We start from the raw sequence: 26238 nt of genomic DNA, 5'->3' as shown, positions 1-26238 counted from the left end.
CGGAAAGCTACTGCCATGTCGATTAAGAGACCACGGACTATGAGTCACATAGGGTGTACAGATAGGTTTGATCCAGCTACTGTGGGCTATTGATTGATTTACGCGGTAGAGAAGATGCCTAAAAGTCACCCCGTTACGCCGGCACCAACGACAGTGGTAGCGCCAAACCTAACGCCCACGGCGGTTTCCTTGTTTTCAGGATGCGGCGGCTTCTGCGAGGGTATAGAAAGCGCTGGCACAAAAATTCAGGTCGCGGTAGAGCTCGATAAATTTGCCTGTGAGACCTATCGACACAATTTTCCGAGCACGCCATTATTCGAAGGCGATGTTCACGGTTTCTTAGCTGATGACTCGTCGCACATTCAAGATTACCGACTGAGCCAGGTTGACCTCGTTTTCGGGGGCCCTCCTTGCCAAGGCTTTAGCCAGATAGGCCAAAGAAAGTTAGATGACGAGCGAAATGAGCTCTATAAACAATACACCCGAATCGTTGACACCCTACGTCCACGGGTCTTCTTTATGGAGAACGTGCCCAATCTTGCGCTCATGAACAAAGGCTACTTCAAACGTTTAATTTTAGAAGAATTCGCGAGCCTTGGTTACAGCAACTCAGTGATGCTTCAGCTTTCAGCTGACGATTTTGGCGTACCTCAAACTAGGCAGCGGGTGATATTTGTCGGTACTCGCGACGAAGATAAATTCCCTTTCGATCTTTATTCTTTTTGCGAGACGACGCTAGACGGATACCGAGTTGATAAAGTTGTTACCGTTAGCGAAGCGATTGGTGATTTGCCAGATGAAATCGTCCATAGCGGTGAAATTTTAGAATACCCAAAAACAGCTAAACCATCACAATTCATGAAAGACATGAGACTGGACTACGATGGCGCGCGCTACTCCAAGGCGCTTAAGAAAAAACGCGGATTAGGTAAAAATAAAGCAGCGCTGCACAACCACCACACCAAAGAAATTCAAGCTCGCAGAGCCAATCTTATTTCCTTGCTCAAGCCTGGAATGAAAGCGAACAGCCTCCCCAAAGAAATTTGGGACGGTAAGCGGCCGGAAAAGTGGAGGAGATTGCATCCAAACCAACCGTCGCACACCATTCTGGCTCAGATGCACCGAGACATGAGTGAGTGGATCCATCCACACGCGAACAGGTGGATTACAGTCCGAGAGGCTGCACGCCTACAATCATTCCATGATGGCTTCGTTTTTGTTGGCAGTGAGTGGCAACAGTTAAAACAGATTGGTAATGCAGTGCCTCCGTTGCTTGGGTATGCCTTGGGCAAGCTGTCGCAGCGCATTCTTTCTGTACTTGATGGGGAACAGCTCGCCTCCAGCTCTCTGAAATCACCGACAGTTCAATCTGAGCTATTGATTCCAGCTTAAGAAGCGAACGTTCTTCAGGTCCAATTTATCGACCTAAGACGAGCCTAGATACAAAAGAGGTAAGCGGTTTGGCATCCCGTCTGATTAAGTCGGTTGCCTCATCGCTGGAGACCCGCTTAATTACGCAAATGGGATGCGCGGGCGCTTACGTCTCAACAACACAAATGGAGTAATTCCCAGGCTTATCCGCAATTTCCTCATAGCAGATCAAGCCCCCTATATCACCTGTCAGAGCCTTTCGTGCCGTCGCCCCAAGCAGAAGTAGCCGCATCGGGGTGATGATCTTCTTTCTGACATCCTCAATCGTGTTGACATCAGTCAGCGCAATCGTAAATGCCCAGGAGCGAGGAGTCCCAATCTTGTTTCCGAACACGAACAGTGACTCATCCTCAAGTACCTGCTCGTCGGGCTCAAGCGGGAACGCCATAGGACTGTCCTTCATGGAAGCGGGCCCCGTTCGCCAGCAAAAAACGTGTACCAGCGGGTCTCTGTTACCGCCGGTGTCCATCCCTGACCCTAATAGGCTGATCTGGAAGCCTAGGTACATCTCTGGTTTACGCCTGGGCTTAACGATAAGCGGCACGTCGCAGATAACATCGGTGCAGATCCAATCGTTATCGCAATAACGATAATCAAAATCCCACTTCAAAATTCCATACTTCTCAACGAGCGGAGTATTCGTCAACGCACGCGTAATCTCCTCCATGATGATGTCAGAGAGGTTTTCCACTTCTTGTCCCACCTTCGCCACGAAGTCGAAGCATGCGGAAATTTTGCTGCCTAGCATTGGGATTTCCCCTATTCATCAGTATGGAAAAAGATCGATTTATCTGCCATTTCTGGAACATCCGGCGCAAGCAACCTGATGACTCCGTGGCTGCCTTTCCAAAATAGTGGCCCGCCGTGAACAGGCAGTTCTGGCGGGGGGAATCGCTGGAAGCCCATGAAGGGGGCAATGCCGACGAGCCGGAGAAAATATATAACGTGCCGGGCCCAGGAGTGAAGCTGAGGCGAGTCGGCGTTACGAATCAAGTGGACAGTGTTAATGACCTGCATCCAGGACAACAGAAGAAGGCGCCCATGCCAGACGTCTTTGCGTGACTGTGCTTTGATACCCTCAGCCGTTTCTATTCCGATGAAGATGTGTAGAGCCACTGCCCTTTCCTCGGAAGAAAGGAACGAGAGCCATTGCTTGTGCAGCTGATCTTCTCCGCTCAGCTCTGATCGCCACTTGATCTCGACGAGTAGCAGGCGAATCTCTCGGCCCCACTTGAGCTCAACGAGCAGGTCGGGCTGGAGTCTTCCCCGACTAGGCCAGAAGCACATCGAGACGCTTGTTGCGTCACCTACGGGAAGATCGAACGATGGGGCATGCAAAGTTACAAGGTGACTCCAAAAGACTGCAACAGACGATTCCGGCAAAAACTCAAGTGTTCCGAGAACGTTCGAGGTGACCTCATCCTCCTGGGTCACCCGATCTTCGCCTGGTTCACGTTGTTTTCTGGCCAAGTATCGACGATGAAGTGACGATTTTTTGTGTGTGAAAGCATGCAGCATCTGTAGCAATCTCCTCGAACGTTGGAACAGCGCGCTTCCCACATTTATTAGCGGCGGCTGGGCCCCGATATTGCCAGCACCTGGATAGCCGTTTACGTAGGTCTCACCAAGATCACGTGGTTAGTGAGAACCGAAAAAGTATTACGCACTACTGCCAACACATGATCCTTGTACCAAGGCGCAGAGCTATGACCTCAGAACGGAGTATTCGCCGGATACTCGCGAACGCTCACCGCTTGGTCAGGCTAGAATTGCTGGGAACAATCTTTTGTGATGTGCTGCTTAGACCCTGCTCATACGGGGCGATTTTTCTGAATCAGCAGTTGGATGAGTGCGAACATGCGATGAAAAAGATAATCAACGTGATCTGTATCTACGACGGGCGTCTGTGTGGGTTCTGAGTGCCGAATGAGGTGGCTATTCCCGATATCGGTTAATGCCTTAGCTTCGGCCTCAAGAACCCCACGAAATACCGTCTCACTTGATGCCCGATTGAGTATTACAGCTATAGATTTTCTCTTGTTTTCTGCATCCGCCAGACACTTGAGCCTTTCCCAACCATCCCATAGCCTTTCGAGCCCTTCACGACGGATCAACGGATTGGGATCGGTAAATTTAGCGCAGCTCTCCGAAAGCATATTGTCCAGAATCAGATCCCCAGTTCTGAGCGAGAAGCGTGCTATCGCCTCTCCAATTACAGGTGGTAACACGCGCTTAACATGCCCATTCCTCATCAATTCGTACGCAACACCATTGCGGGCGAAAAGCCTGTTCACAGCAGAAACGAATTCTACCTGCCCCTCTTCCTCGTTAAAGCTGAAATGGTTATGGCGATAGTAGCTGTGGTGCTCACGGACTATCGGCATAGCGACGTTCGCATGGACAAACTCAACGAAATCCAAAACCATCAATGGATCCGGGGCAAACGGGACAGGGTCAGAGTAGCCATCCGCAGCGTCCTGGTACATTTTCAAGGGCCATATAAAACCAGGAATTTCAGCACGTACGCTCGCAGCCAACGCATTTTCATCGACACCACAAGGCATATTTCCGTCTGGGCATAGCTCGGGGAATCGCACGGCAAACGCCCCCCTACGGACCAGCGAGTGGACCAGAGCTACAACACCCGCCCAGACCACGGGCGAAATACTCTGATCTACACGGGGTACTGGCCCATTTTCTCGATCACTAAAATAGTCGCTCATACTTTCTCACTCCTTGATTTGGTGACCTATTGCCGCTGAGAGCAACCACCCACTGAGCATCACTGGGTCGGCGGCCTGCGTTTAGGACTTGCAAACTGGCCAAGCAGATGCTCAGCTCACAATCTAAAGCACTGATGCATGCGGTTTGTACCTAATGCATGCTTCGGTCTAAAAAATACCGTAATACATCAGGCTCCGGCCGCGACTCGCGACCCCCTCGTGTTTAATCTAAAATGGGTTTGGATAGCTAAGCCTTGGAGTAACATTTTGCTGCTAAAGCTGCGAACTGAAAATGGCGGACAGATTTCAGTCCTGCTGGTTAAAGAAGATGACGACTCTGGAGGTTCGATCGTTTGGCGATCTGCTCCTGGAGCGCCAGAGGTTTCGGTTGTTCAGAATACTGACGGCCAGATTGAGGCTTCAGCCTCCGCCCCAGTCACCTCAACAAGCGAGGAAATAACGGAACAGTTCCTTGCAGTCTTTTCCGACGTGGCTCTCCAGGAAGCAGGGGGAGTGGAGTTCTCAGAACCGGGCGCTGAAGAGCAGGCCGAGATAAATACTTTCCCTTATGACCCTGAAACCATTCGCGTTGACACAAAGCCGTTCAACATCAGCCTAGTGTACGAAATGATAAAAGACGGCGATATAAATTTGTCGCCAGACTTCCAGCGTCAATTCGTTTGGACGGATATTGGAGCTCGGTCTAGGCTCATTGAGTCCATTATGTTGCGAATACCTTTACCCGTCTTCTATATGGCTCAAGATAAAACTGGACGCCTTCATGTGGTAGACGGATTACAACGCTTAACGGTCATTCGCCAATTCCTAGATAACAAGTTTCGCCTCAAAAATTTAGAATACCTTAAGGATGAGGAGGGAAAAGTATTTCGGCACGACTCTCCTGACGAATGTATCGACCAACGATACCGGAAGAGGATAATCCAAACACAAATCATGATGAACATCATCGACCCCCAAACACCTGCCGATGTAAAGTTCGACATATTTAAGAGAATCAACCAAGGTGGTCGACCGCTTAACGCGCAAGAAATTCGCAACTGCATGTCATCCGCCAGCACTAGAAGCCTGATTGGACAGCTTTCCAAATCAAGTGAGTTCTTAAAAGCAACTTGCGGAAGTGTTGGCAGTGTCCGTATGCAAGATCAAGAGCTAGTACTACGCTCTCTCGCATTTCGCCTCTCCCAACTAGAGGCCCTTGGGGACTATCAGGGCAATATGGATCGCTTCCTGGACCAAGCAGTAGATCTGCTAAATAACGCATCCACCGAACTTCTTCAGAAAGTCACTAGCGATTTTCTGACATCAATGCAGAGTGCGGCTTACCTGTTTGGATCATTTGCGTTCCGAAAATGCCTTCCTGAGGATCTTATCAAAGGTGCTCGACGGCGATTAATCAATAACGCTCTATTCACAACTTGGTCGACTGTTTTAACTGGGTACTCTGAAGCTCAAGTAAAAGCTGTAGCACCCGGCCAATTTGCTATTTACCTAGCTGACACACTTCAATCTGATTCGACTTTCTTTGACTCCGTAACTTCAGGCACGAATGACCGGAAACGTCTGTCATACAGTTTCTCCGCAGTCCAAAATATTTGCGATGAGTACCTCCTATGATCGGCGAGCTCAACATACGTAACTTCAAGTGCTTTAAAGACGTAACACTTCCGTTAAAACCTATCACTATTGTAAGCGGTGGAAACGGGGTTGGAAAATCCAGTATGATCCAGTCCCTGCTACTCCTGAGACAAGCCGCTGATCAACTGCGTGTGCTTGATGATCTCGGAGCTTTGGAAACTGGGAACTCGGCGGAGTTTCCCGTCCGCTTAAATGGCCCCTATAGGCTGGCATTAGGAAATACGCTAACCCTTACAAATGCGGAACTTGAGTCCAACACAATTGAAATCGGAGTGCAGTCAGCGGATGTTCCGGAGCAATCAGTATCCGTAACATTCATCGCTGACATCGCGGCTTCTGTTACGCTTACCGGCCATCACCCGGGTTCAAACTCAAACGCGATGCTTAATAGGGGCGGTAGCCTCCCAGTGTTCTCTGGCGAGTTTCACTACCTTGTAGCGGAGCGCAATGGACCTCGCGACCTCGGTGAGGTCTCTGCTGAACACTTCATCAACACCGGAATGGCTGGTGAGCACACGGCCGACGCCATCGCGCGCGCTGAAAATCTTTCAGTTCATGAGCATCTTTGTATCGTCGAAGGCTCCGATCTATTCAAGATTCAACTTGAAGGTTGGATGAGGCTTTTGGTGCCGAATGTTCGCTTGATAACTCAGAGCTATCCAGAGATCAATCGAGTGCGCTTGAGCATTGAGAAAGCCGGTACACCCGGAGCCCCCCTATCACCGACCAATACTGGGTTCGGTATTAGTTACGTGCTGCCGGTAATAGTCAGCGGGCTACTGGCTCCTGCGGGCTCGATGTTGATTGTGGAAAACCCGGAGGCGCACTTACATCCTGCGGCACAATCTGCGGTTGGTCAGTTTTTAGCGTATGTCGCAAGTGCTGGAGTACAGGTTATTGTTGAAACTCACTCCGAGAATGTGATCAACGGTGTTCGCCTCGCCGCTATCAATGGTGGTATCGATCACAATGAAGTAGCCTTGTTTTTCTTCTCTTCAGAAGACGGAAGTACTCAGCCCCGAATTGACAAGATTTCTGTAGATGCATTGGCGGAACTCAGTGCATGGCCAATTGGCTTTTTTGACCAGCAAGGTCAAGATCTAACTGAGCTTATGAAAGCACGTCGGGCCAAACGATCAAAGCCAGAGTAAGTATAATGCCTCGTATCGTCTTTCACTGTGCAAGCCATTACGCAAACCCTTGTGTTTTGCCTATAGATGAATTTACAGAATGCATTGAACGCCTTCTCGATCTCCATCAGTACATATCGAGTACCGGGGAGCCCATCTTCAAAGAGGAAGAAGTATACGAAGCCGAAATCCAGCCTGGGCTGCTAGTTTGGCAACTTCTTTATGAAAATCATGGAAGCATTCTTTCCCGTGACAACATCAAACTCCTTCAGCTCGCCCTTGATCAGGCGCGGCAATCGACTTCAGTAGTTCTAGCTCAAGCAACTATACAGGGAAGCCTTGGTCCCTTTAGCAACGCTCAGGCCAATACGCTAGAAAGTTACGGGGACTGGTACAATCTTGTGCGGAAATTCCTAGCTACGGAACCTCAAGAACCTCCTGCTTTCTGCAACGATTTTCGAGCGGCATTTCCACGACTCATATTTAGCGATGCCTTCCCCAATTGTATCAACACTTTTGACGGGGGCTATAAGCGCTATTCGAGAACGCTGGTGCATTGTTTGTCTGCCTTAAACGACCATTGGCAATGGGACGGCGGAGACCTTACCCAATATCTCAGGGCTTTCTCAGCTCAGAGTAACGTTTCTACGACACAGGAAGGCAATGGAGATCGAAAGCCAGCTCTTACTTTTTCTTTCAAAGCTGATAGTGATCGTTTAGAGGCGGTACTTTGTGAACCACATATGAAACTAACTCAGTCCGATGTACCAGGTGATAACACTTTCTATTTCCACCGCATTTACTTTTATCCAAGGGCACATGTTACTTTTCAGGGCAAGCTATTGATCGGCCACGCAGGCGAACATCTGTAACGTGAATGCAATACGCCCCGAACGACGAAGCGTCTGAGAGGTTATGCGCGCGGGGCGACTGGGGGGATAAATGGGGGGACAAAACTGATCACAACGCCAAAGCCCAGCAAAACAAGGCAAAAAATCGATAACAACGCCGGCCACAAGCCGGCTTTTTAATGTCTGCAGCAAATCATATCCATTACTGAAATTGCATTTCCAGCTTGTATAGCGCCCAATGCACTGGTTACCGCCCCGCCAAATATCGCAGGAAACACCAAATGCCCAAAACCTCATTCCCCATTGAGGAAGCGCTGGAGCGCGCCGCCGAACGAGGCGAGCCGCCTGCCGAAGATAAGTTGGCCGCTGAAGAAGATGACGAACTTGCCGCCATCGTTCACGAGCGCCTCGCCGCTCCTCAGCGAATGCAGGTCAGTCTGGCTGATCTGTAAGCTGTTTGAGCGCCCAGCTACAGTTGCTGAATTTGTCCAACAACTTGTTTGACAAATGCCCCTTACGGATAACTAAACGACTTCACCAACGTCAACTCCCCCGCCGTCCGCATCGGCACTACAAACGTTTCCATCTTCTCGCTCGGCGTGCCTTCTTCAGTAATCACCGTCACCTGCGCGGTCGTCAGCGCCTGCACCGCTTCATCCCCGCCCTCGTCATCCCCGCGATCCCCGCCGCCGTAATAATTCACATACACCAGATACTGGCCCTTGATCGGCGCGGGCATGGCGGCGATTTCCGGGCCGTAGCCGGTGGTGACGTCGACGTCGAGGGCGGCGCCGTTGGCGGCAGTGCGATTGCCGTACCAGATGTGGGCGCCATCGGGGGTGATCAGGTGCAGGTCGAGGTCGGTGCCGTCGCTGTCCCAGGCCAGCAGTACGCGCAGTTTCGCCGGGGTGGCACCGCCGCGGGCGTTGAGGAATTGCGTGCGGTGACGTTGCTGGCCGTCGGCGCTGCGCACTTCGACGCTGTTGCTGCCGTTGGGGAAGGAGAATGGGCGGTCGAAGCCGCCGGTTGGGTCGATTTTCAGTGGCATGCTGACGCCGTTGACGATCAGGCGCCCGGGTTCATTGTTCTTCGGCACGGCTTTGATCTGGCCGTTGATTCTGGCGGTGTTGGCCTGGCCAAGCGGTGTGTTGACCGATGAGGCCGGATAGTTGACGGTCTGGCGGAAGCTTTCGCCATCGCCTTCCGGTGCGCCGCTGCGCCAGCCGCCGACCGGGGTGTCGAGTTTCACGCCATCGGCGGCGTAGGCCTGCGGCAGTGCGTTGAGGGCACAGAGCAGCAGCAAGACCTGTGGATAACGAAGTGTCATGGTCTATTCCAGCAAAAGGTGACGGGCGAGCCCTTCGATGTAGGTTTCGTCCTGGCCGTTGGGGTGTGCTTCGAAAGCCAGGTGCAGATATTCGTGGGTCAGGTCGAGGCGATCCTGCAGGGTCAGCACGCCGCGCACGTAAATGCGTTGGCGTTCGCGGTCGACGAAGGGCCGGCCGAAGGCGAGTTTGCATACGGCAAACGTGCTGACTTCGCTGTAGCCGGTTTCGCTTTCGAGCCTCGGACGCCAGCCGCGTCGCTGCTTTTGCAGCCAGTTTTGCGCGGCGGGTAATGCTTCGCAGGAGGCGACCGGGTTGTCCCAGCGGCTGAGACTGGCGCGTGGATAGGCGTGCAGCAGAATCGCGTCGTAGCGCTGGCCGGCGTTCGCTTGCTCGACGGCTTGCTGCCAGGCGAGCTTGTCCGGGCCGGGCTGGTCGGAGTGATAGGTGACGGTGCTGCCGGCCAGTACCAGATCCGCCGTCCACGCCGCGATGTTGCGTGATTCGGCAGAGGCTGGACGCGGGGCGACGCGCTGGCGATTGCTGCTGTCGTCGATGCTCAGGCAATCACCGTTGCGCGAGGCGTTTTGCAGCAGATAAGTGCGGATTGCTACGGCCAGCGCCTTGGCGGCTTCGGCAGGTTCAGGTCTGGCTTCGCGCTCAAGGACACGGGCGACATATTCTTCGCGATCAAGCCTTGCGACGAGTTTGTCATTGAGCAGAAACAGTTCGCCGTCGCTGTGGATATCCAGTGCGTTGCCATTGGCAAATTCGACGCGATAGTCGCCGCGCATTGGTCCGGACGTGGCAACACGATCTCCGGACAGAACCTTGGAAAGCGGATATTTCGAGAACAGCCCGACTTCCACACAACGGCCTGCGTCCACCGGCCAAGCCGTCGGCAATACGCTGGCCAACGCTCGGCCGTAGTGACGCAGGACCAACTGACTGGTGCCGCGCCCGCCCGCCCAGACCGGTGCACCATCGGTGGTCCAGCCAGCGAATCCGCCTTGTCGCGATTGCGCATCCTGGTCGCCGAGCCAGCTCCAGGTTTTCACCCGCAAACGCCCGCCCAACTCGCCGACGACATTGCCGTCCGCCGCGTTCAGCACGACATCGAGCAACACCCGGCGCATCTGATCCTGAGCAGGCAAAGCGGCCAGAACTTTCAGCAATTCAGCCACGGAAACCCGCTGCGCCGGTTGCATCGCTGGCAAGTCGAGCAACCACGACGGCGCCTGCCGAGCCTGCCAATACTCACGCCAATCCGCCGCTGCAATGCCCAACCGTGCGGGTTCGAAATACAATCCGCAGGATTTCACCAGCGCCTGGTCCCGCTCGATCCTGCCGCCCGCCGCACAGCAATAAACCTCTTCCTTCAACTGCCCGCGACATTCATACGCTGGTTCCCGCGCGCCGGTGTCCACCAGCCACGCGTAGACGAACAATTTCCACAGACTGCCCAGCGGCGCATCCAGCGATGACGGCAACGGTTCGCGCTTGATCAGTTGCGTCTGACTCAACGACAACAACTCGCCCTTGTACGCCACGCGCAACGGCTCGTCCTGCGCCGTTGCCAGCGCAGGCATCACACACATCAGCAGCCACAGCAGCGGCCGAATCATGTCAGTTGACCGTGACCTGACCGAGGGCGGTTTTCTCTTCCTGGGCCTGATGCTGCGGCGCATAGACTTGCTTGAAGCGTACCGGCGGCAGGTTGAACTGGCCCTTCTGCGAGAAGCGCACCAGATGACGCAGGCGCAACTCGCCACTCAATGCATCGACCGGCACCGCATAAGCCAACTGACCTGGCTCGAAACGCGCCTTCTCCAGCGCGGTCGGTTCGGTGCCGTCCTTGCCCTGCAACTTGATGCCCCACGTGGTGCGTTCGACATCGGCGCCCGGTGGCAGCGGCACTTCAAGCATGCCGTAGCGCAGCGGTTTCGGCGCTTTACTGGTGAGAATCACCTCGTCCAGATAGAGGCTGTCGCTGGACAGAGGCTTCGTGCCGACCGGCTCAAGTTTGAAGGTGAACGCTTCGTCGCCCGGCACCAGTCGTGACAGGCGCCGGGTGATGGTCACGGCCATCGGATCGACCTGCGGCTGCTGAGTCTGGAAGCTCAGCGCGGCACGCAACGGCCGCTCTTGCGTGCCGGACACGCTCAGCACACTCGGCAGCGGCGTCGCGCCTTGCCATGTCCAGTACATCTCGCCGCTGGCGCCGTAGTTTTTCTTCCAGCCTTCACCGGGCATCAACGCGATGGTCGGTGACGCCTGGGCGATGCTGCGTTGCAGCCAGGTCAGCGCCAGTGCACGTTCCAGCGTCGATTGCTGTGGCAGCAAGCGTTGCAGCAACGCCGTCGCGCGAGCTTGATCGAACGGCTGCAGTGACAGGTTCAGTGCTTCTACAAAAGGCTGCGAACTGGTCGCCAGACGTTGTTGCGCCGCGCCCAGTTGACGATTGAACGCCTCCGGCAAAGCGACTTTCGACTGCGTGGCCAACGATGCGGCGAGCACCCGCGCCGCTGCCAGACCCAGCGCCGAATCCGGATCGCTCATCACCAGACTGTCCTCGCCGTCGTCGAGCAAGGTTTCGGCACGGCCTTCACCCGCCCTGGCCAGATCGTCGATCAAACCGCTGAGCAGCGTGGTCACCGGCAACTGCATCTGCCTGGCGAACGACAGAATCAACGCGCGTTGCAACAACGGCGTGTTCGGTGCCTGCTTGGCGTAAACCTCCAGCACCCGCTGCCAGTGCTCCGGCGGCAGGGTCAGGTCGAGTACGCGGCTGGCATTCCAGTCGGCGTAATAGGCATAGGCGGTGAGGAATGCATCCGGCTCGCCGTCGTAGCCCCACCAAGTGAAGCTCGCCGACGGCCCGGCCATTTGCACCAGACGCAGGCGGCTGTTCTGCATGATCAGACGCAAGCGATCGCGAGTCTGCGGGTTCGAGGCCAGCGATGGATAAGCGATGCTTAGCGGTAGCAAGCGACTGGCCGTCTGCTCGACGCCACCGTACGGGTAGCTGAGCAGATCGTCGAGGGCCGAACGGAACAGCGCTTGTGGACTGTCATCCAGACGCAGACGAATATCCGTGGCATCAGCGGGCAAACTCAACGGAGTGTCACCGCTGACCACATCGAGGCTTTGCGCCTGCGTGACTTGCCAGCCTTCACCGGTTGCACTCAAGCGCACAGCCAGCGCATCGGCGACTTTGCCGTCCTGCACCAGCTCCGCCATCCACTCACCCGAGGCCAAGGCAAACGCCGGCAGCGGCACATAATTGATGCCGCTGTTCAGGGTCACCGGCAAGCGCTGTTCGGCGCCGGCATAGTGCGTGACCAGTTCAGCCTTGACCGGTTTCTCTGCCTGACTGAACGCAAACACACCCAGTTGCGGCTGATCGCCCTTGCGGAATCTGCTCGGCCCGCTCCACTTCAGGTACAGCGGTTTTTCCGAACGGACAAACTGCTTCTTCTGCCCGACCTGACCGTCATCGGCGATGGCGCGGGCAGTGATGCGCCAGCGGGTCAGCGAGTCCGGCATCTTGAAGGTGAAACGGGTTTTGCCGTCGGTGCCGGTCAATAGCTCCGGCTGCCATGCCGCGGTGTCAACGTCTTCACGGCGTGGACGTTCCAGCACTTTCACGCCGCGTTCGCTGCGGTTGGCCTTGCCCGGTGCGCCGGGGCTGCCCGGCAACGCCACGTCGTAGCTGATGAACGACAGGCTGGCGCTGGTGCGCACATTGTTGCGCCGTGGGTGGTAGAAGAACTGATCGATGGTGGGCGCGACTTCTGGTTGCAGCGCGTAGACCATTTCGTCGACCACGCTGACCGTCAAGTGTGCCGGGACGGCTTTGCCGGCGAACTGCGTGGTCAGGTCGACCGTGACCGTATCGCCCGGCAGGTACACAGCTTTGTCGGTGCTGATCGCCACGTCGATTTGCGGCGCGACCACTTTGATCCCGGCATTCTGGAAGCTGTACTGACCGCCCTTGGTGTAGAGCACGGAGAAGGTCAGGTTAGGGGCGAAGTTGTCCTTCACCGCAATGCGCGCGCGGTATTGGGTGTCGCTGAGTTTTTCCAGCTTCAGCCAGTCACCGCCCTTGGCCAGCAGCGCGGTGGCTTCGACCTTGTCGCGCTCCAGCGACAGCAATGCATCGGTGACCGGTTCGGGAAAGGTGATCAGCGCCAGCGCTTCTTCGCCGGCCTTGTACTCGGGCTTGTCGAGGACGATTTCCACCGTGCCCGGCACCGCTTTGACACCGTCGCCAGTGACCGAATGGCCGGTGGCGCCGAGGACGCGACCGTGTTGATCCTTGAGCGTCAGGTTGTAAGTGCCCGGACGCTCGAAAGCGAGGCTGAAACCTTTGTCAGCTGCAGCGAGTTTGCCTTCACCGCTGCTTTGGTCTTCCAGGCGTACCCAGGCGTAGCTGCTCGGCGTCACCGCTTTGCTTTGTTCGGTACCCCCCTCGTTGGCATAGCTGAAGGCGACCTTGTCACCGACCGCGCTGAAACGCTGCGGCGCACTCAGGCGAAAAGTTGCCGCGCCACGATCGATCAGGATTTCCTTGGTGGTCTTGACCCGATACGCCGCGCCGTCGCTGGCAAACACCGTGAGCATGTAGCGGCTCGGCTTGTCGGCGGCCGGAAGGTCGAGGGTCGCGTTGCCCTTGCTGTCGGTGGTCAGTTCGGTACTGGTCAGCTCCACCGGGAATTGCCCGAGGTATTGCAGCTCGTTGTCGACCATCGACAGTTGCTGGGCGCGCAGGCTCAGGTTCAATTTGGCGTTGGCCACCGGTTTACCATCCGGATAGAGCAACACCAGACTGCCTTTCACCGGCTCGCCGGTGCGGTAGTCCTGCTTGGCCAGATTCAGCGAAATTTCGAAGTGCGGTTTGATGTACTCAGCCACACGGAAGGCACTGCTGTAGGCCTGATCCTTGTAGTTGAAACGGATCTCGTAGCCGCCGGCGACGGCGTTGTCCGGCAACTGGAAGCGGCCTTGGGTTCCAGCCTTGGAATCCAGTTTCAGGTCGAGGGTCTGCAGCTCGGTACCCGTGGCATCGAGCACGCTGACGCTGACATCCGCCGCACCCGGCAACACCGAGTCCCGTGCATTCTTGAACTCGCGACCGACGATTTTCAGCGACACCCAATCGCCCGGACGATACAGCGGCCGGTCGGTGAAGGCGTAGAGTTTGGTGTCGTAGATTTCGCTGTCGTAGTAGAAGTTTTCCGAGACGAACACGCCGCCCTCTTCGTCCTCGCCGATAACGAACGAACGCTCCGGGCTGACGTGTTTCAGACGCAGCAAACCGTCGGCATCGGTGGCGCCGCTGCTCATCACGCCGAGGCCGTCGGTCCACAACACATTGACCTTCGCCACCGAACTGCCTTCATGCTTGCGTGCGGCCCAGACCAGCAGTTCATCACCGGCAATCTTGCTCACCGCGACGGTGTTGGAGACGAAAACCATGGTGGTCGCGCGGTATTTGCCGATCAACGCTTCGACCAGATACAGCCCGGGCTTCAGATTACCCAGCGGAATGTAGACGTTGCCCGGTGCGACGCTGACGAAGTCGCTGGACGAGCCGGCCAGATTGACCCCGGCCGGCGGCTGAATCGGCTTGGCCTGCCACAGCGGATAACGGAACTGGCTGACCACCGGCAGACCCGGGATCAAGGCAAATTGCGGCTGCGCGTCGTAAGGCGTCGGCGCAACCATGGCCTCGCCCATCTTCAGCTCCGGCACTTCTTCGGTGACCTGTTTGCGCGACTCGTAAGAGAACGCACGCTGCATCACCCGGCGGGATTTGCGATACCAGTTGTCCCACAGATACGCGAGGGTGTTGGACAGGCCTTCGCCCTTGAACTGGCCGTCACTGACGACGCGGTGCAGGTTCTTCTGGCGTTTGAGGAAATCCAGCGGCTTGTCGATGCGATAAACGCGGATGTCGGCGCCACCGTACGGCTCCATGCGAAAGCGCCGGTAGTCACGACCCGGTGCTTCGAGGCGGACCATCGCCTGCTCGTCGCTGGCAAAACTGCTGTCGGCCAGCAGGAAGAAACTCTCACCGGCCACCGGCGTGTAATTGCTCGGCTCCACCGAGTCTTCGGCATTGGCGCTGGTCAACGGCAGCAGCAACGCCAACAGCAAGGAAATTCGCGAACAGATACGCAACATGCGGGCACCGGTCATTGGGAGAGAAAGTTCAGTCGATAGACGCCGATGAAGTTGGGGTTGGCTGCGTCGGGTATCCATCGGGTGTCCTTCCATGTCATGAGTTGCTGCAGGCTTGCCGAACGCATGCCGTTGTCAGTGGGGGTAGTGGTGCCGGTGTGATAGGCGATGTAGCGGCCCATCCAGATCATCAGGTGCTGGTCGTCGCCCTGATCGAAAAACATCAGGTCACCGGGCCGCGCCTGCGATACATCGCGGCTGATCAGGTGGCTGTTGAACTGAATCAGTTTGATCGCGTTGACGTACGGCCCGACCTTGCCGCCGCCCTGCTGCCACTGTTGCGCGAGCTTGCGCTGCTCGTCGCTCAGCGCCAGCTCCGGCGGTAGATAACGATTGGACAGACCATTGCTGCGCAGCCATTTGTCGTCATGGACTTTCAGCGCTTCGTTAGCGGCAAAGCGCACCAGCCCGGCGCAGTCCTGCTGATACCAGCGCGGGCTCGGGCCTTGGCTCAGTTGCTCTTGAGCGACGCGCACGAACCAGGCGCGGAATACCTGGGATTGCGCCGGATCGAGCGCCGGCGCATCAACTGCGCGGGCACCTGCGCTCAGAAACAGCGCGAGCAGGCCAAGGCTGCGGATCAGTGCGCTCACAGCGCTTTCCATTCCAGCGGCAGCCATTGCCAGTGGCCGTCCGGCTCACTGCCTTCGGGCAGCGTCAGGGCATATTTACCGTAGCCGCCGAGGGTGCGCAGTTTCGGCATCAGGTAGGTTTGCGCAGCATTGAAGAACACCGGTTCCATGTCCTGCGGCAGGCTGTCGAGGGTTTCGCGCTGCATCAGTTGCGCCATCGCATCGGGGCCGAAGTAGATCGGCATCAGCACATCCTTGGGCAGCACGTCGGCCATCGGCGGGAAACGCTTGTCGAGGGTGCCGAGGGCTTTGTCGACGAGTTTGTCGTCGAGAGAAAACAGCAGCGTCGAACCATGACGGGCGAGGCTGACTTTCATGAACGCCTTGCCGGAAATCGCCGCCGGGTTTTCAGCGGTTTTCGCCGCGTATGGACCGAAACTGGAACTGACCTGACGCTGCCACACATGGCTCTGGCCTTCCTGCTTGTCGATCACCGGGAATACTTTCTCGGCGACGTTGGCTTCGAACGCGCCGACCATCGAACCGAACAGTTTGCCGAGATCACCATCAAGCTTGCTGCTGTCTTCGTCTTTGAGGCTGGCAACCAGCAACGGCGTGTACAGCCGCGAGTCGGCGTACCAGCACAGGCCCGCCGCGCCAGCGACGTGTTCGGTGAGGGTTTGCGCCACCGCTTCGTCGGCGCCGAGTTTGATCAGGATCGGCTTCTGCGGTTCGGCGGCCACCGGCAGGGTCACGCAAGCGCTCGCCCCCAGCGGCATCGCTTGCCAGACCGGTTTGAAATCGAAGTCCGGCTGATTTTCCAGCTCATCCATGGCCAGATAGCTGTGCCAGCCCTTGTCGTCCATGTCAAAACGCAGCCCGGCGAAATTCGGGATGAAGCGCTGATAGCCCATGGCGAGGACACTGGAATTGACGGACAGACGCTGTTTGGTTTCCGGGCTTTTCTCTGGCAGGCCGAACGCTTCCGGGAAGAGCTTTTCGCCATTGAGCAATGCCGCCAGCGCTTGCGCGGAGACGCGGCCCGACTCTTCCGAGACGCCGCTTTCCGGGTCGTAGTACTTGGCTGGATTGGACAACACCACCAGTTTGTCGCCGCGGGACGCGAACAGCAGCGACTTGCTCGCGTTGTAAGTGAGCTGATACAGCGGCACCTCATCACTGCCAACTTTGAGATTGCCGTAGACGCTGAGCTGGGTGTCATCCAGCGCGACCTTGGCCAACGGCTCGAGCAACTTGGCCAGGCCGCCACGATCCATTACCAGCAGGAAATCCTTCAAGCGACCATCGGCGCCACGCCATAGCGCAACGTCGGCCGGTTGATCGAAAAGCTGCTCGATCAGGCTGTCCTGCAATTTGAGGTCATGCTCGTAGATGATCCGGCGCAGACTGCCGATCAGGCCGAGGCGGTCGGCGTGGGTTTCGTAATAGAAGACGAAATCTTCGGTCAGCGTCGCCTTGAGAAACGGCACCGTCAGCAGATCCTTGGGCAACTGGCTCAGTGAACGGGTTTCGAGCAAGGCGTCCGGACGGCCAAGGCCGAGCTTGTCACTGGCAAGTGTCGCCGGCGGCGCTTTGGGCTTGAGCAGCAGCCAGCCGAAACCGCCCGCCACACCGGCCACCAGGCACAGCCCGAGCACGACCAGCGGCCAGCGCCGCGCAGGTTTGGCCGCCGGTGTCGCGGCAGCTGGAGTCACAGTGTTATCGCTCATGTTCACAACATCCGAGTTCATCCGTGGCGGGATGCTTAATAGTTGAAAGTCTTGACCAGCAACAGATCACCGATCGCCCGCAGGGGCACGATGAAGGTTTCGCGTTTTTCGTCGACGGTGTTTTCGTTCAGCACCAGAGTGATCTGCGAGGTGATCACCTCGTTCTGGTTGCTGGTCTCCTCGAAGTTATAGCCGCCATCGCCGTAGTTGCCCCAATAGTTGACGTAGACCAGATAGGTGCCGTGCAGCGGCGCGGTCATGGTGAACATTTCCGGGCCGGGGCCGTCGACGCCATCCGGGTCGAGGCCGCCGCCATTGCTCAGTGCTGGCCGCGACCAGAACGCATGCTGACCGTCGGGTGTGACAATGTGCAGATCCAGCTCGGCTTTCGGGTCGTCCCATCCCAAGACAAGACGAATCCGCGCCGGCGTGCGCAGATTATTTGCTTCATAAAATTGCACGCGCTTGAGCGACTGGCCTTCGGCGCTGATCACTTCGACGCTGTTGGAACCCGCACCGAATGCGTAGGGCCGAGCGAAACGCCCCTGATCATCGGTGTACAGATTCAATGGATTGCCGTTGACGGCGAGGCTGTGCGGCGGGCGCATGTGCCCCAGGGCCTTGAGCTGGCCCTGGATCATCGTGCGATTGCGCTGGATGCCGCGATCGATCGGCGGCGTCGGGTAGGCGACCTGCGGGTTTTCCGAACGATCGAGCAAGCCGTGATAACGCCAGCCGCCGACCGGCTCGGACAACTCTGCAGTCGGCGCCGCCCACAGCGCAGGCGCGCAGGCGAGGCCCATCAGCAGCAAAAGAAATGATCGCATGTGACGCCTCCTGCCATGCCTTGAACGAAACCTTGCACCCGATCCTCGGTACTTCACAGCGGTGAACTGCGTTTCGTCTGAATGACCCGCAACTGTCGGGCCGTAGAAGCCGCGAAGATTAGCGATTCGGCAGTTTTTTAACAATCGGATACATGTGTGATTGCTGTAGGAATTGCGCTTTCGAGAGGGCGTGAGCCGAATAGCGAAGTTATTCGGCTCACAAAATGAGCCGAACAAGCCTATATGGTCCTGAGTCACCAAAAATCATGTGGCGAGGGAGCTTGCTCCCGCTGGACTGCGCAGCAGGCCCCGACCGCCAACCACGGTTCACCTGTTGATCGCGGTGGCTGATTTTGGGGTTGCTGCGCAACCCAGCGGGAGCAAGCTCCCTCGCCACAGCGTCTATCCGGGTCTTGGCGGTGTCTGCGCAGCCCCCCTCATTTGCCCATACCCCCCCTATCTGCTAGTGTCGCGCCGGTTTAACGTCTACCGGAAATTGCCGCCATGGCCCGCAAAAAAGCTGCACTGGATTTCGAACAATCCCTCGCCGACCTGCAAACACTGGTCGAGCGTCTGGAGAACGGTGAATTGTCGCTGGAAGACTCGCTGACCGCTTTTGAGCAGGGCATCGGGCTGACCCGGGACTGCCAGGCGGCGCTGGCCCAGGCCGAGCAGAAAGTGCAGGTGCTGCTGGAGCGCGATGGCGAGCTCGCCGAGGAACCCTTCGACGCGGATGAGCCAGAATGATTGCGGCGTATTCGGCGAGCAGTCAGGCCCGGGTCAATGCGGCGCTGGAGACCCTGTTCAACGCGCCGTTGCCGGAACTGGCGCGGCTCTACGAAGCGATGCGCTACAGCGTGATGAACGGTGGCAAACGCGTGCGTCCGTTGCTGGCTTACGCCGCGTGCGAAGCCCTCGGTGGCCAGGCCGAACAGGCCAGCGGCGCGGCGTGTGCGGTCGAGTTGATCCATGCCTACTCGCTGGTGCATGACGATCTGCCGGCCATGGACGATGACGATCTGCGTCGCGGCCAGCCGACCACCCACAAGAAATTCGACGAAGCCTGCGCGATCCTCGCCGGTGACGGCCTGCAGAGCCTGGCCTTCAGCGCCCTGCTCGATCCGCGCCTGAGCGATTGCAGCAGCGAAATCCGTCTGCAGATGGTCACCGCGCTGGCCCAGGCCGCCGGTCCGGCGGGCATGGTCGGTGGCCAGGCCATCGATCTTGGTTCGGTCGGTCTCAAACTCGATCAGAAGGCCCTCGAACAGATGCACCGGCACAAGACCGGCGCGCTGATTGAAGTCAGCGTCAAGCTCGGCGCCCTGGCCAGCGGCCGCGCCCAGCCCGATCAGCTACAGGCCTTGCAGACTTATGCACAGGCCATCGGTTTGGCGTTTCAGGTGCAGGACGACATCCTCGACGTGGAAAGCGATACCGCCACCCTCGGCAAACGCCAGGGCGCCGACATTGCCCGGGACAAGCCGACCTACCCTGCGCTGCTCGGCCTCGATGCTGCCAAGGCCTACGCTTTGGAACTGCGCGACCAGGCCCTGCAGGCACTGCGACCGTTTGACGCGGCAGCCGAGCCGTTGCGCGAGCTGGCCCGGTATATCGTCGAGCGACGCAACTGACGGCGTATCGGCCAAAAAATACCAACGCGTGGGCAGGGGGCGATGCATCAGGTAAACTGCCGCATCTTTTATACCTATAACGATTCGCCTGATGCCCACGACGTTTCATGAGATTCCCCGCAAGCGCCCGACCACGCCCCTGCTCGACCGCGCGAACACGCCGGACGGCCTGCGCCGGTTAGGCGAAGCCGAGCTGGAAACCCTGGCCGATGAGTTGCGCCTGGAATTGCTCTACACGGTCGGCCAGACCGGTGGGCATTTCGGTGCCGGCCTGGGCGTGATCGAGCTGACCATCGCGCTGCATTACGTCTTCGACACTCCGGACGACCGTCTGCTGTGGGACGTCGGGCATCAGGCGTATCCGCACAAGATCCTCACCGGTCGCCGCGAGCGCATGGCCAGCCTGCGTCAGAAGGACGGCATCGCCGCGTTCCCGCGTCGCTCCGAGAGCGAGTACGACACCTTTGGCGTCGGCCACTCCAGCACCTCGATCAGCGCCGCGCTGGGCATGGCCATTGCCGCCCGCCTGCAGGACAGCGATCGCAAGGCCATTGCCGTGATCGGCGACGGTGCGCTGACCGCCGGCATGGCGTTCGAGGCGCTCAACCATGCGCCGGAAGTCAACGCCAACATGCTGGTGATCCTCAACGACAACGATATGTCGATCTCGCGCAACGTCGGCGGGCTGTCGAATTATCTGGCGAAGATCCTTTCCAGCCGCACCTACGCGAGCATGCGCGAGGGCAGCAAGAAAGTCCTGTCGCGCCTGCCCGGCGCCTGGGAAATCGCCCGTCGCACCGAAGAATATGCCAAGGGCATGCTGGTCCCCGGCACCCTGTTCGAAGAGCTGGGCTGGAATTACATCGGCCCGATCGACGGCCACGATCTGCCAACCTTGATCGCCACCCTGCGCAACATGCGCGATCTCAAAGGCCCGCAATTCCTGCACATCGTCACCAAGAAAGGCAAAGGCTTCGCCCCGGCGGAAGTCGACCCGATCGGTTACCACGCGATCACCAAACTCGAACCACTGGACGCCCCGGCCGCCGCGCCAAAAGCCACCAGCGGGCCGAAGTATTCGGCGGTGTTCGGCGAGTGGCTGTGCGACATGGCCGCGGCCGACGCGCGCCTCGTCGGCATCACTCCGGCGATGAAGGAAGGCTCGGATCTGGTGGCGTTCAGCGAGCGTTTCCCCGAGCGTTATTTCGACGTGGCGATTGCCGAGCAACACGCGGTGACGTTCGCCGCCGGCATGGCCTGCGAAGGCGCGAAACCGGTGGTCGCAATCTACTCGACGTTCCTGCAACGCGGTTACGACCAGTTGGTGCACGACGTCGCGGTGCAGAACCTCGATGTGCTGTTCGCCATCGACCGGGCCGGTCTGGTCGGCGAAGACGGCCCGACCCATGCCGGCAGCTTCGACCTGTCGTACCTGCGCTGCATCCCGGGCATGCTCATCATGACCCCGAGCGATGAAAACGAACTGCGCAAGATGCTCACCACCGGCCACCTCTACAACGGCCCGGCGGCGGTGCGTTATCCACGCGGCAGCGGCCCGAATGCATTGATCGAAAAAGATCTGGAAGCAATCGAAATCGGCAAGGGCATCGTCCGTCGCCAGGGCAGCAAAGTCGCCATGCTGGTGTTCGGTGTGCAACTGAGCGAAGCCTTGAAAGTCGCCGAGAAGCTCGACGCCACCGTGGTCGACATGCGTTTCGTCAAACCGCTGGATGAAGCGCTTGTGCGCGAGATCGCCGGTAGCCACGAACTGATCGTGACCATCGAAGAGAACGCGATCATGGGCGGCGCCGGTGGCGCGGTCAGCGAGTTTCTCGCCCGCGAGAACATCCTCAAGTCGATGCTGCATCTGGGCTTGCCGGATAGCTACGTCGAGCATGCGAAACCGGCGCAGATGCTCGCCGAGTGCGGGCTGGATGAGGCCGGGATCGAAGCGTCGATTCGCCAGCGACTGGCCTTGCTCAACAGCTGACGCAATCCCTTGTAGGAGCTGCCGAAGGCTGCGATCTTTTGATCTTGCTCTTCGGCAGCTCCGGAACCTTTAAAAAGCAAAATCAAAAGATCGCAGCCTTCGGCAGCTCCTACATGGTTTTGCAAAGACCATAGATTGCCATGAACCTCTCTCGCCTCGCCCTGCCATTCCTCCTGCTGCCAACCGCCAGCGCTGTCGCCGACACCTTCGAGCGTGATCAGGCGCTGAAGCTGCCGGACACACTGATCAGCGCCAATCGTCAGGTCGAGGCGCGCAACGACAGCAGCGCCGCCAACACCGTGTTCACCCGTGAAGACATTGATCGCCTGCAACCAAGCGACGTGCCGGATCTGCTGCGTCGCGTGCCCGGCGTGCAAGTGGCGCAGACCGGCGGGCGCGGCAGTCTGCCGGGGATCTACATCCGCGGCACGCAGTCGGCGCAGAGCCTGGTGCTGGTCGATGGCCAGCGCATCGGCAACTCGACCTCCGGCGACAGCAATCTGCAGCACCTGAACATCGAGCAGATCGAGCGCGTCGAAGTGCTGCGCGGCTCGCGCTCGGTGATTTATGGCAGCGATGCAATTGGCGGGGTGATCCAGATTTTCACCCGGCGCGGCACTGGGCAAGGCTTGCAGCCACGCCTGCACCTCGGCTTCGGCAGCCAGCAGACTTGGCAGCGCAGCCTTGGTTTGTCCGGCGGTGACGACAAAACCCGTTTCAACCTCGGTGCCAGCCTCGACGAAACTGCCGGGATCGACCGTACCCACGATTCGTATCCAAGCGACAGCGACCATGACGCTTACCGCAACAAATCCCTCAGCCTGAGCCTCAGCCACGCGCTGGCCGAGGGCATCGAAGTCGGCGCCAACCTGCTGGATAACCGTGGCAAGGGCGAATTCGACAACCCGTTCGGTCGCTTCGATATGGACACGTTCGAGTCGGTGCAACAGCAGCCGTACAGCGACTTCAATATCAGTAGCGTGAGCAGTTACATCGATGCGCGGGTTAACGAAACCTGGAAAACCCGCGTCGAATTCGGCCACAGCGAAAACCGCGAGAAGACTTTCGACAAGCTCAGTGACGAGCGCACGGTGTTCAACACCTATCGCGACTCAGTGAGCTGGCAGAACGACCTGACGCTCGACGCGCGCAACAGCCTGATCCTCGGTGGTGACTGGTACGAAGACCGGATCAACAGCAGCACTGCGTTTGACGAGGACAGCCGCTGGAACCGCGCAGCCTTTATCCAGCATCGTTATCAGGCGGACAGTTTCTCCACCGAGATCGGCCTGCGCCACGACGACAACCAACAGTTCGGTACCCAGAACACCTGGAGCGGCACCTTCACCCTGCCCCTGAATTCGGATAACGATCTGCTGCTGAGCTACAGCGAAGGTTTCCGCGCGGTTTCCGCGCGCCGACCTTCAACGACCTGTACTACCCGAATTTCAGCAATCCCGACCTGAAACCGGAGACCTCGAAAAGCTACGAACTGCAATGGCGTAGCCAGTTGAGCGACAGCGCGCGGCTGGAAGCCTCGATTTACCGCACCGATCTGGAAGACGCGATCATCTTCGGCAGCAACTCACGCCCACAGAACGTTGCGTCGGCGCGGATCAACGGCTTCGAAGCGGCGCTCAAGCATGAGCTGTTCGGCTGGCAGAGCAATCTTGGCGTGGCAATCATTGATCCGCGCGATCGCGATACCGGCCACACACTGGCGCGAAGGGCGCGGCGCACGGCCAGTTGGGATGTGGATCGGCAGTTTGATCGTTTGGGGCTCGGCGCCAGTTGGCAATTGGTCAGCGGCAGTTACGATGATCTGAACAACACCCAATCGCTGGGTGGCTACGGCACATTCGGACTGCGCAGCAGTTGGGCGTTGAACCGTGAGATCAAGCTGGATCTGAAGGTCGACAACCTGCTGGACAAGGGTTACAGCCGGGCGAATTACAGCTATGACGGCGCGCAGTATGGCTATCGCGAAGAAGGTCGGGCGTGGATGTTCGGGGTGACCTGGACCCCTGAACTCTGAGCTGAGATTTTTATTGGCGGGCTGGCCCCTTCGCGAGCAGGCTCGCGAATACAGGCGATGCGGTCTACCGATCCGGCGCGATCAATTGGCAAAGCTTGGCGGTGGCGCTGATCATCTGCCCGCTCGGTCGTTCGAGGCCTTTGTCAGTGACCAATAGCAGCCTCCCCTGCCTGACCGCCGCCACCTGCGGCCAGACCCTCCACGCCCCTAGCTGGGCCTGATCACCGACGACGATCACCTCGGGATCTCGCTGCAACACTGCCTCGATGCTCACCTGCGGCGCCGGCAGATTCAAGTCGGCGAACACATTGCGTGCGCCGCACACTTCAAGTGCATCGCTGATGATCTGTCCGCCTCCGACGGTGTACAGCGGCTTGTCCCAGACCTGATAGAACACACGCAACGGTACATCACGCTGATAACGCTGACGCAAAACCTCCAGCTGCGCGCGCAATTCGGCCGCCCGTTTCGCCCCACGTTCAGGACGCCCGAGCTGTTCGGCAATGGCTTCGATCTGCGCGGCGAGTTGCGTCAACGTATGCGGCTCGGCGATGAAGGTGGGAATGTTCAGGCGCTTGAGCTGATCGCGCTGCCCTGCGCCAACGCTGCCGGGCCAGAGCAAGAGCAGATCAGGTTTGAGACTGAGCAAGCGTTCCATGTCGAGCTGGCCATAGCGGCCCACGGACGGAACATCAGCAATCGCCGCCGGACGCTCGCCCGCATCCAGCACGCCGACCAGCAGATCGGCGGAATCCAGTTCAACGACAATTTCAGACAGCGACGGCGCGAGGCTGACTACCCGCAATCCGGCCAGCGCCGGGCTGCTCAGGGCGAGCAGCAGAACCGCCAGCCACAGGCGACGCATCAACCGAGTTGACGCGGGATTCGGTAGAGGTAGAACAGCACGGCGGTGGACAGCGCCAGCAGCATCAACGGCACGGCTTCGAGGCCGACGAATACCGCCAGTGCGCCGATCCACGCCGGCAAAGATGCCACCAGCAACGCTGCGCGCCGACGCGCCGCCAAGGCGATCCACGCAGCGGGTTCATCGGCAGTATCGAGGGCTTTTTGCGTGGCGATCAGCGCGTGTTTGTAGCGAGCGAAATATTTCAGACTGACAAACATCGAGGCGACGCCGGCGATGAACAAGGGCATCGCCAACACTGGCAACAGGCCCTGGCCTTCGCCAAACAGCGCGTTGAGCACGAACAGCGGCAACAGGGCCAACGCCAGGTATTGCCACCAGGCCACCGACAGCCGACGTCGCACCTGGCCGCGAGTCACGCGCGGTCGACCTCGCCCTGATGCTCGTTGCCCATCATGTGGTCGAGCTTGCTGGCCTTGGTGGCCAGGTAGAGTTTGTTGTGCGGATTGTGGCCGGTGTGCAGCGGCACGCGTTCGGCGACGACGATGCCCATGTCGGTCAGCGCTTTGACCTTGCGCGGGTTGTTGGTCATCAAACGCAGGGATTTCACGCCCAAATGCTCGAGCATCGGCAGGCACATGGCGTAATCACGCTGATCGGCGGCAAAGCCCAGGCGCTCGTTGGCTTCCACGGTGTCGGCGCCGCCGTCCTGCAACTCGTAGGCGCGAATCTTGTTCAGCAGCCCGATGCCGCGGCCTTCCTGACGCAGATACAGCAGCACGCCACGGCCTTCGCGGGCGATCGCCTGCAACGCGGCTTCCAGTTGCGAGCCGCAGTCGCAGCGCTGGCTGAACAAGGCATCGCCGGTCAGGCATTCGGAGTGCAGGCGGCCAAGTACCGGGGCGCCATCGGCAAATTCACCGAGGCTCAGCACGACGTGCTCACGCCCGGTGCTCTCATCGAGAAAGCCGTGCATGGTGAATTGCGCAAAAGGCGTTGGCAGCTTGGAAGCGGCGACGAAGACGACAGGCACCGATGTGCTCCTGATCTAGAAGACTGAAAATTCGCAGGCCGGCATTGTAACAGCAGGTTCCTGTGGACGCTCAGGCTGAATTATCGGGCATAACGATCAAAAAGTTTGATGACAGACTGCCCTGCATCGGTTCCTTGTAGGAGTGAGCCTGCTCGCGATAGCGGTTGATCAGACGACATCATTGCTGAATGTCAGT

Annotated in this window: 20 protein-coding genes and 1 pseudogene; 9 read left to right on the top strand and 12 right to left on the bottom strand. The window is 58.3% G+C overall.

Annotation, left to right across the window (positions count from 1 at the left end):
* Nucleotides 1-114 precede the first annotated feature (114 nt).
* Nucleotides 115-1392, top strand: coding sequence for a DNA cytosine methyltransferase (locus AEQ63_RS15615; protein ID WP_064364029.1), 1278 nt, complete (start codon nucleotides 115-117; stop codon nucleotides 1390-1392).
* 145 nt (nucleotides 1393-1537) lie between these two features.
* On the opposite strand, the gene AEQ63_RS15610 is transcribed toward AEQ63_RS15615, so the two are convergent.
* The 3 genes from AEQ63_RS15610 to AEQ63_RS15600 all read right to left on the bottom strand — a co-directional run bounded on the left by AEQ63_RS15610 (nucleotide 1538) and on the right by AEQ63_RS15600 (nucleotide 4154).
* Complete coding sequence (locus AEQ63_RS15610) at nucleotides 1538-2179, bottom strand: hypothetical protein (protein ID WP_064364028.1); 642 nt, start codon at nucleotides 2177-2179, stop codon at nucleotides 1538-1540.
* A gap of 11 nt (nucleotides 2180-2190) precedes the next feature.
* Nucleotides 2191-2949: a hypothetical protein gene (locus tag AEQ63_RS15605; protein WP_152972382.1), complete on the bottom strand. Its 759-nt coding sequence runs from the start codon at nucleotides 2947-2949 to the stop codon at nucleotides 2191-2193.
* A 293-nt stretch (nucleotides 2950-3242) separates the two neighbouring features.
* Nucleotides 3243-4154 carry an AbiJ-NTD4 domain-containing protein gene (locus AEQ63_RS15600; protein ID WP_064364026.1) on the bottom strand — a complete coding sequence of 304 codons (912 nt, stop codon included), beginning with the start codon at nucleotides 4152-4154 and terminating at the stop codon, nucleotides 3243-3245.
* A gap of 267 nt (nucleotides 4155-4421) precedes the next feature.
* On the opposite strand from AEQ63_RS15600, the gene AEQ63_RS15595 reads away from it, so the two are divergent.
* From AEQ63_RS15595 to AEQ63_RS28650, 4 genes are all read left to right on the top strand, one after another.
* Nucleotides 4422-5789, top strand: coding sequence for a DUF262 domain-containing protein (locus AEQ63_RS15595; RefSeq protein ID WP_064364025.1), 1368 nt, complete (start codon nucleotides 4422-4424; stop codon nucleotides 5787-5789).
* Entirely contained in the window at nucleotides 5786-6961 is a 1176-nt protein-coding gene (locus tag AEQ63_RS15590) for a DUF3696 domain-containing protein (RefSeq protein ID WP_064364024.1), read from the top strand. Before AEQ63_RS15595 ends, AEQ63_RS15590 begins: the two co-directional genes overlap by 4 nt.
* Nucleotides 6962-6966: 5 nt before the next feature.
* Nucleotides 6967-7812, top strand: coding sequence for a hypothetical protein (locus AEQ63_RS28175; protein WP_152972381.1), 846 nt, complete (start codon nucleotides 6967-6969; stop codon nucleotides 7810-7812).
* Between the two features lie 260 nt (nucleotides 7813-8072).
* Complete coding sequence (locus AEQ63_RS28650; protein WP_156889239.1) at nucleotides 8073-8243, top strand: hypothetical protein; 171 nt, start codon at nucleotides 8073-8075, stop codon at nucleotides 8241-8243.
* Between the two features lie 62 nt (nucleotides 8244-8305).
* On the opposite strand, the gene AEQ63_RS15585 is transcribed toward AEQ63_RS28650, so the two are convergent.
* The 6 genes from AEQ63_RS15585 to AEQ63_RS15560 are packed head-to-tail and all read right to left on the bottom strand — an operon-like array spanning nucleotide 8306 to nucleotide 18488.
* Nucleotides 8306-9118: a YfaP family protein gene (locus AEQ63_RS15585; RefSeq protein ID WP_064364023.1), complete on the bottom strand. Its 813-nt coding sequence runs from the start codon at nucleotides 9116-9118 to the stop codon at nucleotides 8306-8308.
* 3 nt (nucleotides 9119-9121) lie between these two features.
* The gene (locus AEQ63_RS15580; RefSeq protein WP_064364022.1) at nucleotides 9122-10741 is read right to left on the bottom strand and encodes a DUF2300 domain-containing protein; all 1620 of its coding nucleotides are present in this window, start codon (nucleotides 10739-10741) and stop codon (nucleotides 9122-9124) included.
* A gap of 1 nt (nucleotide 10742) precedes the next feature.
* The gene (locus AEQ63_RS15575; RefSeq protein WP_082367866.1) at nucleotides 10743-15317 is read right to left on the bottom strand and encodes an alpha-2-macroglobulin family protein; all 4575 of its coding nucleotides are present in this window, start codon (nucleotides 15315-15317) and stop codon (nucleotides 10743-10745) included.
* Entirely contained in the window at nucleotides 15314-15964 is a 651-nt protein-coding gene (locus tag AEQ63_RS15570; RefSeq protein WP_064364021.1) for a DUF1175 domain-containing protein, read from the bottom strand. The genes AEQ63_RS15575 and AEQ63_RS15570 overlap by 4 nt, the downstream gene beginning before the upstream one ends.
* Complete coding sequence (locus tag AEQ63_RS15565; protein ID WP_064364020.1) at nucleotides 15949-17661, bottom strand: DUF2138 domain-containing protein; 1713 nt, start codon at nucleotides 17659-17661, stop codon at nucleotides 15949-15951. Before AEQ63_RS15565 ends, AEQ63_RS15570 begins: the two co-directional genes overlap by 16 nt.
* 35 nt (nucleotides 17662-17696) lie before the next feature.
* Nucleotides 17697-18488, bottom strand: a complete 792-nt coding sequence (locus AEQ63_RS15560; RefSeq protein WP_064364019.1) for a YfaP family protein — start codon at nucleotides 18486-18488, stop codon at nucleotides 17697-17699.
* 504 nt (nucleotides 18489-18992) lie between these two features.
* On the opposite strand from AEQ63_RS15560, the gene AEQ63_RS15555 reads away from it, so the two are divergent.
* The 4 genes and pseudogenes from AEQ63_RS15555 (at nucleotide 18993) to AEQ63_RS15540 (ending at nucleotide 24144) form a co-directional block, all read left to right on the top strand.
* Nucleotides 18993-19235 (top strand): exodeoxyribonuclease VII small subunit, encoded by a 243-nt coding sequence (locus tag AEQ63_RS15555; RefSeq protein WP_016772991.1) that lies wholly within the window; start codon nucleotides 18993-18995, stop codon nucleotides 19233-19235.
* Entirely contained in the window at nucleotides 19232-20119 is an 888-nt protein-coding gene (gene ispA, locus AEQ63_RS15550) for a (2E,6E)-farnesyl diphosphate synthase (protein ID WP_064364018.1), read from the top strand. The genes AEQ63_RS15555 and ispA overlap by 4 nt, the downstream gene beginning before the upstream one ends.
* A 91-nt stretch (nucleotides 20120-20210) precedes the next feature.
* On the top strand, nucleotides 20211-22109 hold the full coding sequence (gene dxs / locus AEQ63_RS15545) for a 1-deoxy-D-xylulose-5-phosphate synthase (protein ID WP_064364017.1): 1899 nt from the start codon (nucleotides 20211-20213) through the stop codon (nucleotides 22107-22109).
* A 140-nt stretch (nucleotides 22110-22249) separates the two neighbouring features.
* A pseudogene (locus tag AEQ63_RS15540) lies at nucleotides 22250-24144 on the top strand (TonB-dependent receptor domain-containing protein).
* Between the two features lie 64 nt (nucleotides 24145-24208).
* On the opposite strand, the gene AEQ63_RS15535 reads toward AEQ63_RS15540, so the two are convergent.
* From AEQ63_RS15535 to ribA, 3 genes are read right to left on the bottom strand one after another with little or no spacing between them, the layout of a single operon-like run.
* On the bottom strand, nucleotides 24209-25009 hold the full coding sequence (locus tag AEQ63_RS15535) for a cobalamin-binding protein (protein ID WP_064364016.1): 801 nt from the start codon (nucleotides 25007-25009) through the stop codon (nucleotides 24209-24211).
* A complete protein-coding gene (locus AEQ63_RS15530) occupies nucleotides 25009-25428 on the bottom strand; it encodes a hypothetical protein (protein ID WP_042610615.1) in 420 nt (139 codons plus the stop codon). The genes AEQ63_RS15535 and AEQ63_RS15530 overlap by 1 nt, the downstream gene beginning before the upstream one ends.
* Nucleotides 25425-26042 carry a GTP cyclohydrolase II gene (gene ribA, locus AEQ63_RS15525; RefSeq protein ID WP_042610616.1) on the bottom strand — a complete coding sequence of 206 codons (618 nt, stop codon included), beginning with the start codon at nucleotides 26040-26042 and terminating at the stop codon, nucleotides 25425-25427. The genes AEQ63_RS15530 and ribA overlap by 4 nt, the downstream gene beginning before the upstream one ends.
* Nucleotides 26043-26238: the final 196 nt, after the last annotated feature.

It is taken from the genome of Pseudomonas sp. RIT-PI-o (genome assembly GCF_001297215.1).
Taxonomy (GTDB): Bacteria; Pseudomonadota; Gammaproteobacteria; order Pseudomonadales; family Pseudomonadaceae; genus Aquipseudomonas; species Aquipseudomonas moraviensis_A.
The sequence above is the reverse complement of the archived record's forward strand: the minus strand, read 5'-3'. Positions and strand labels throughout refer to the sequence as shown.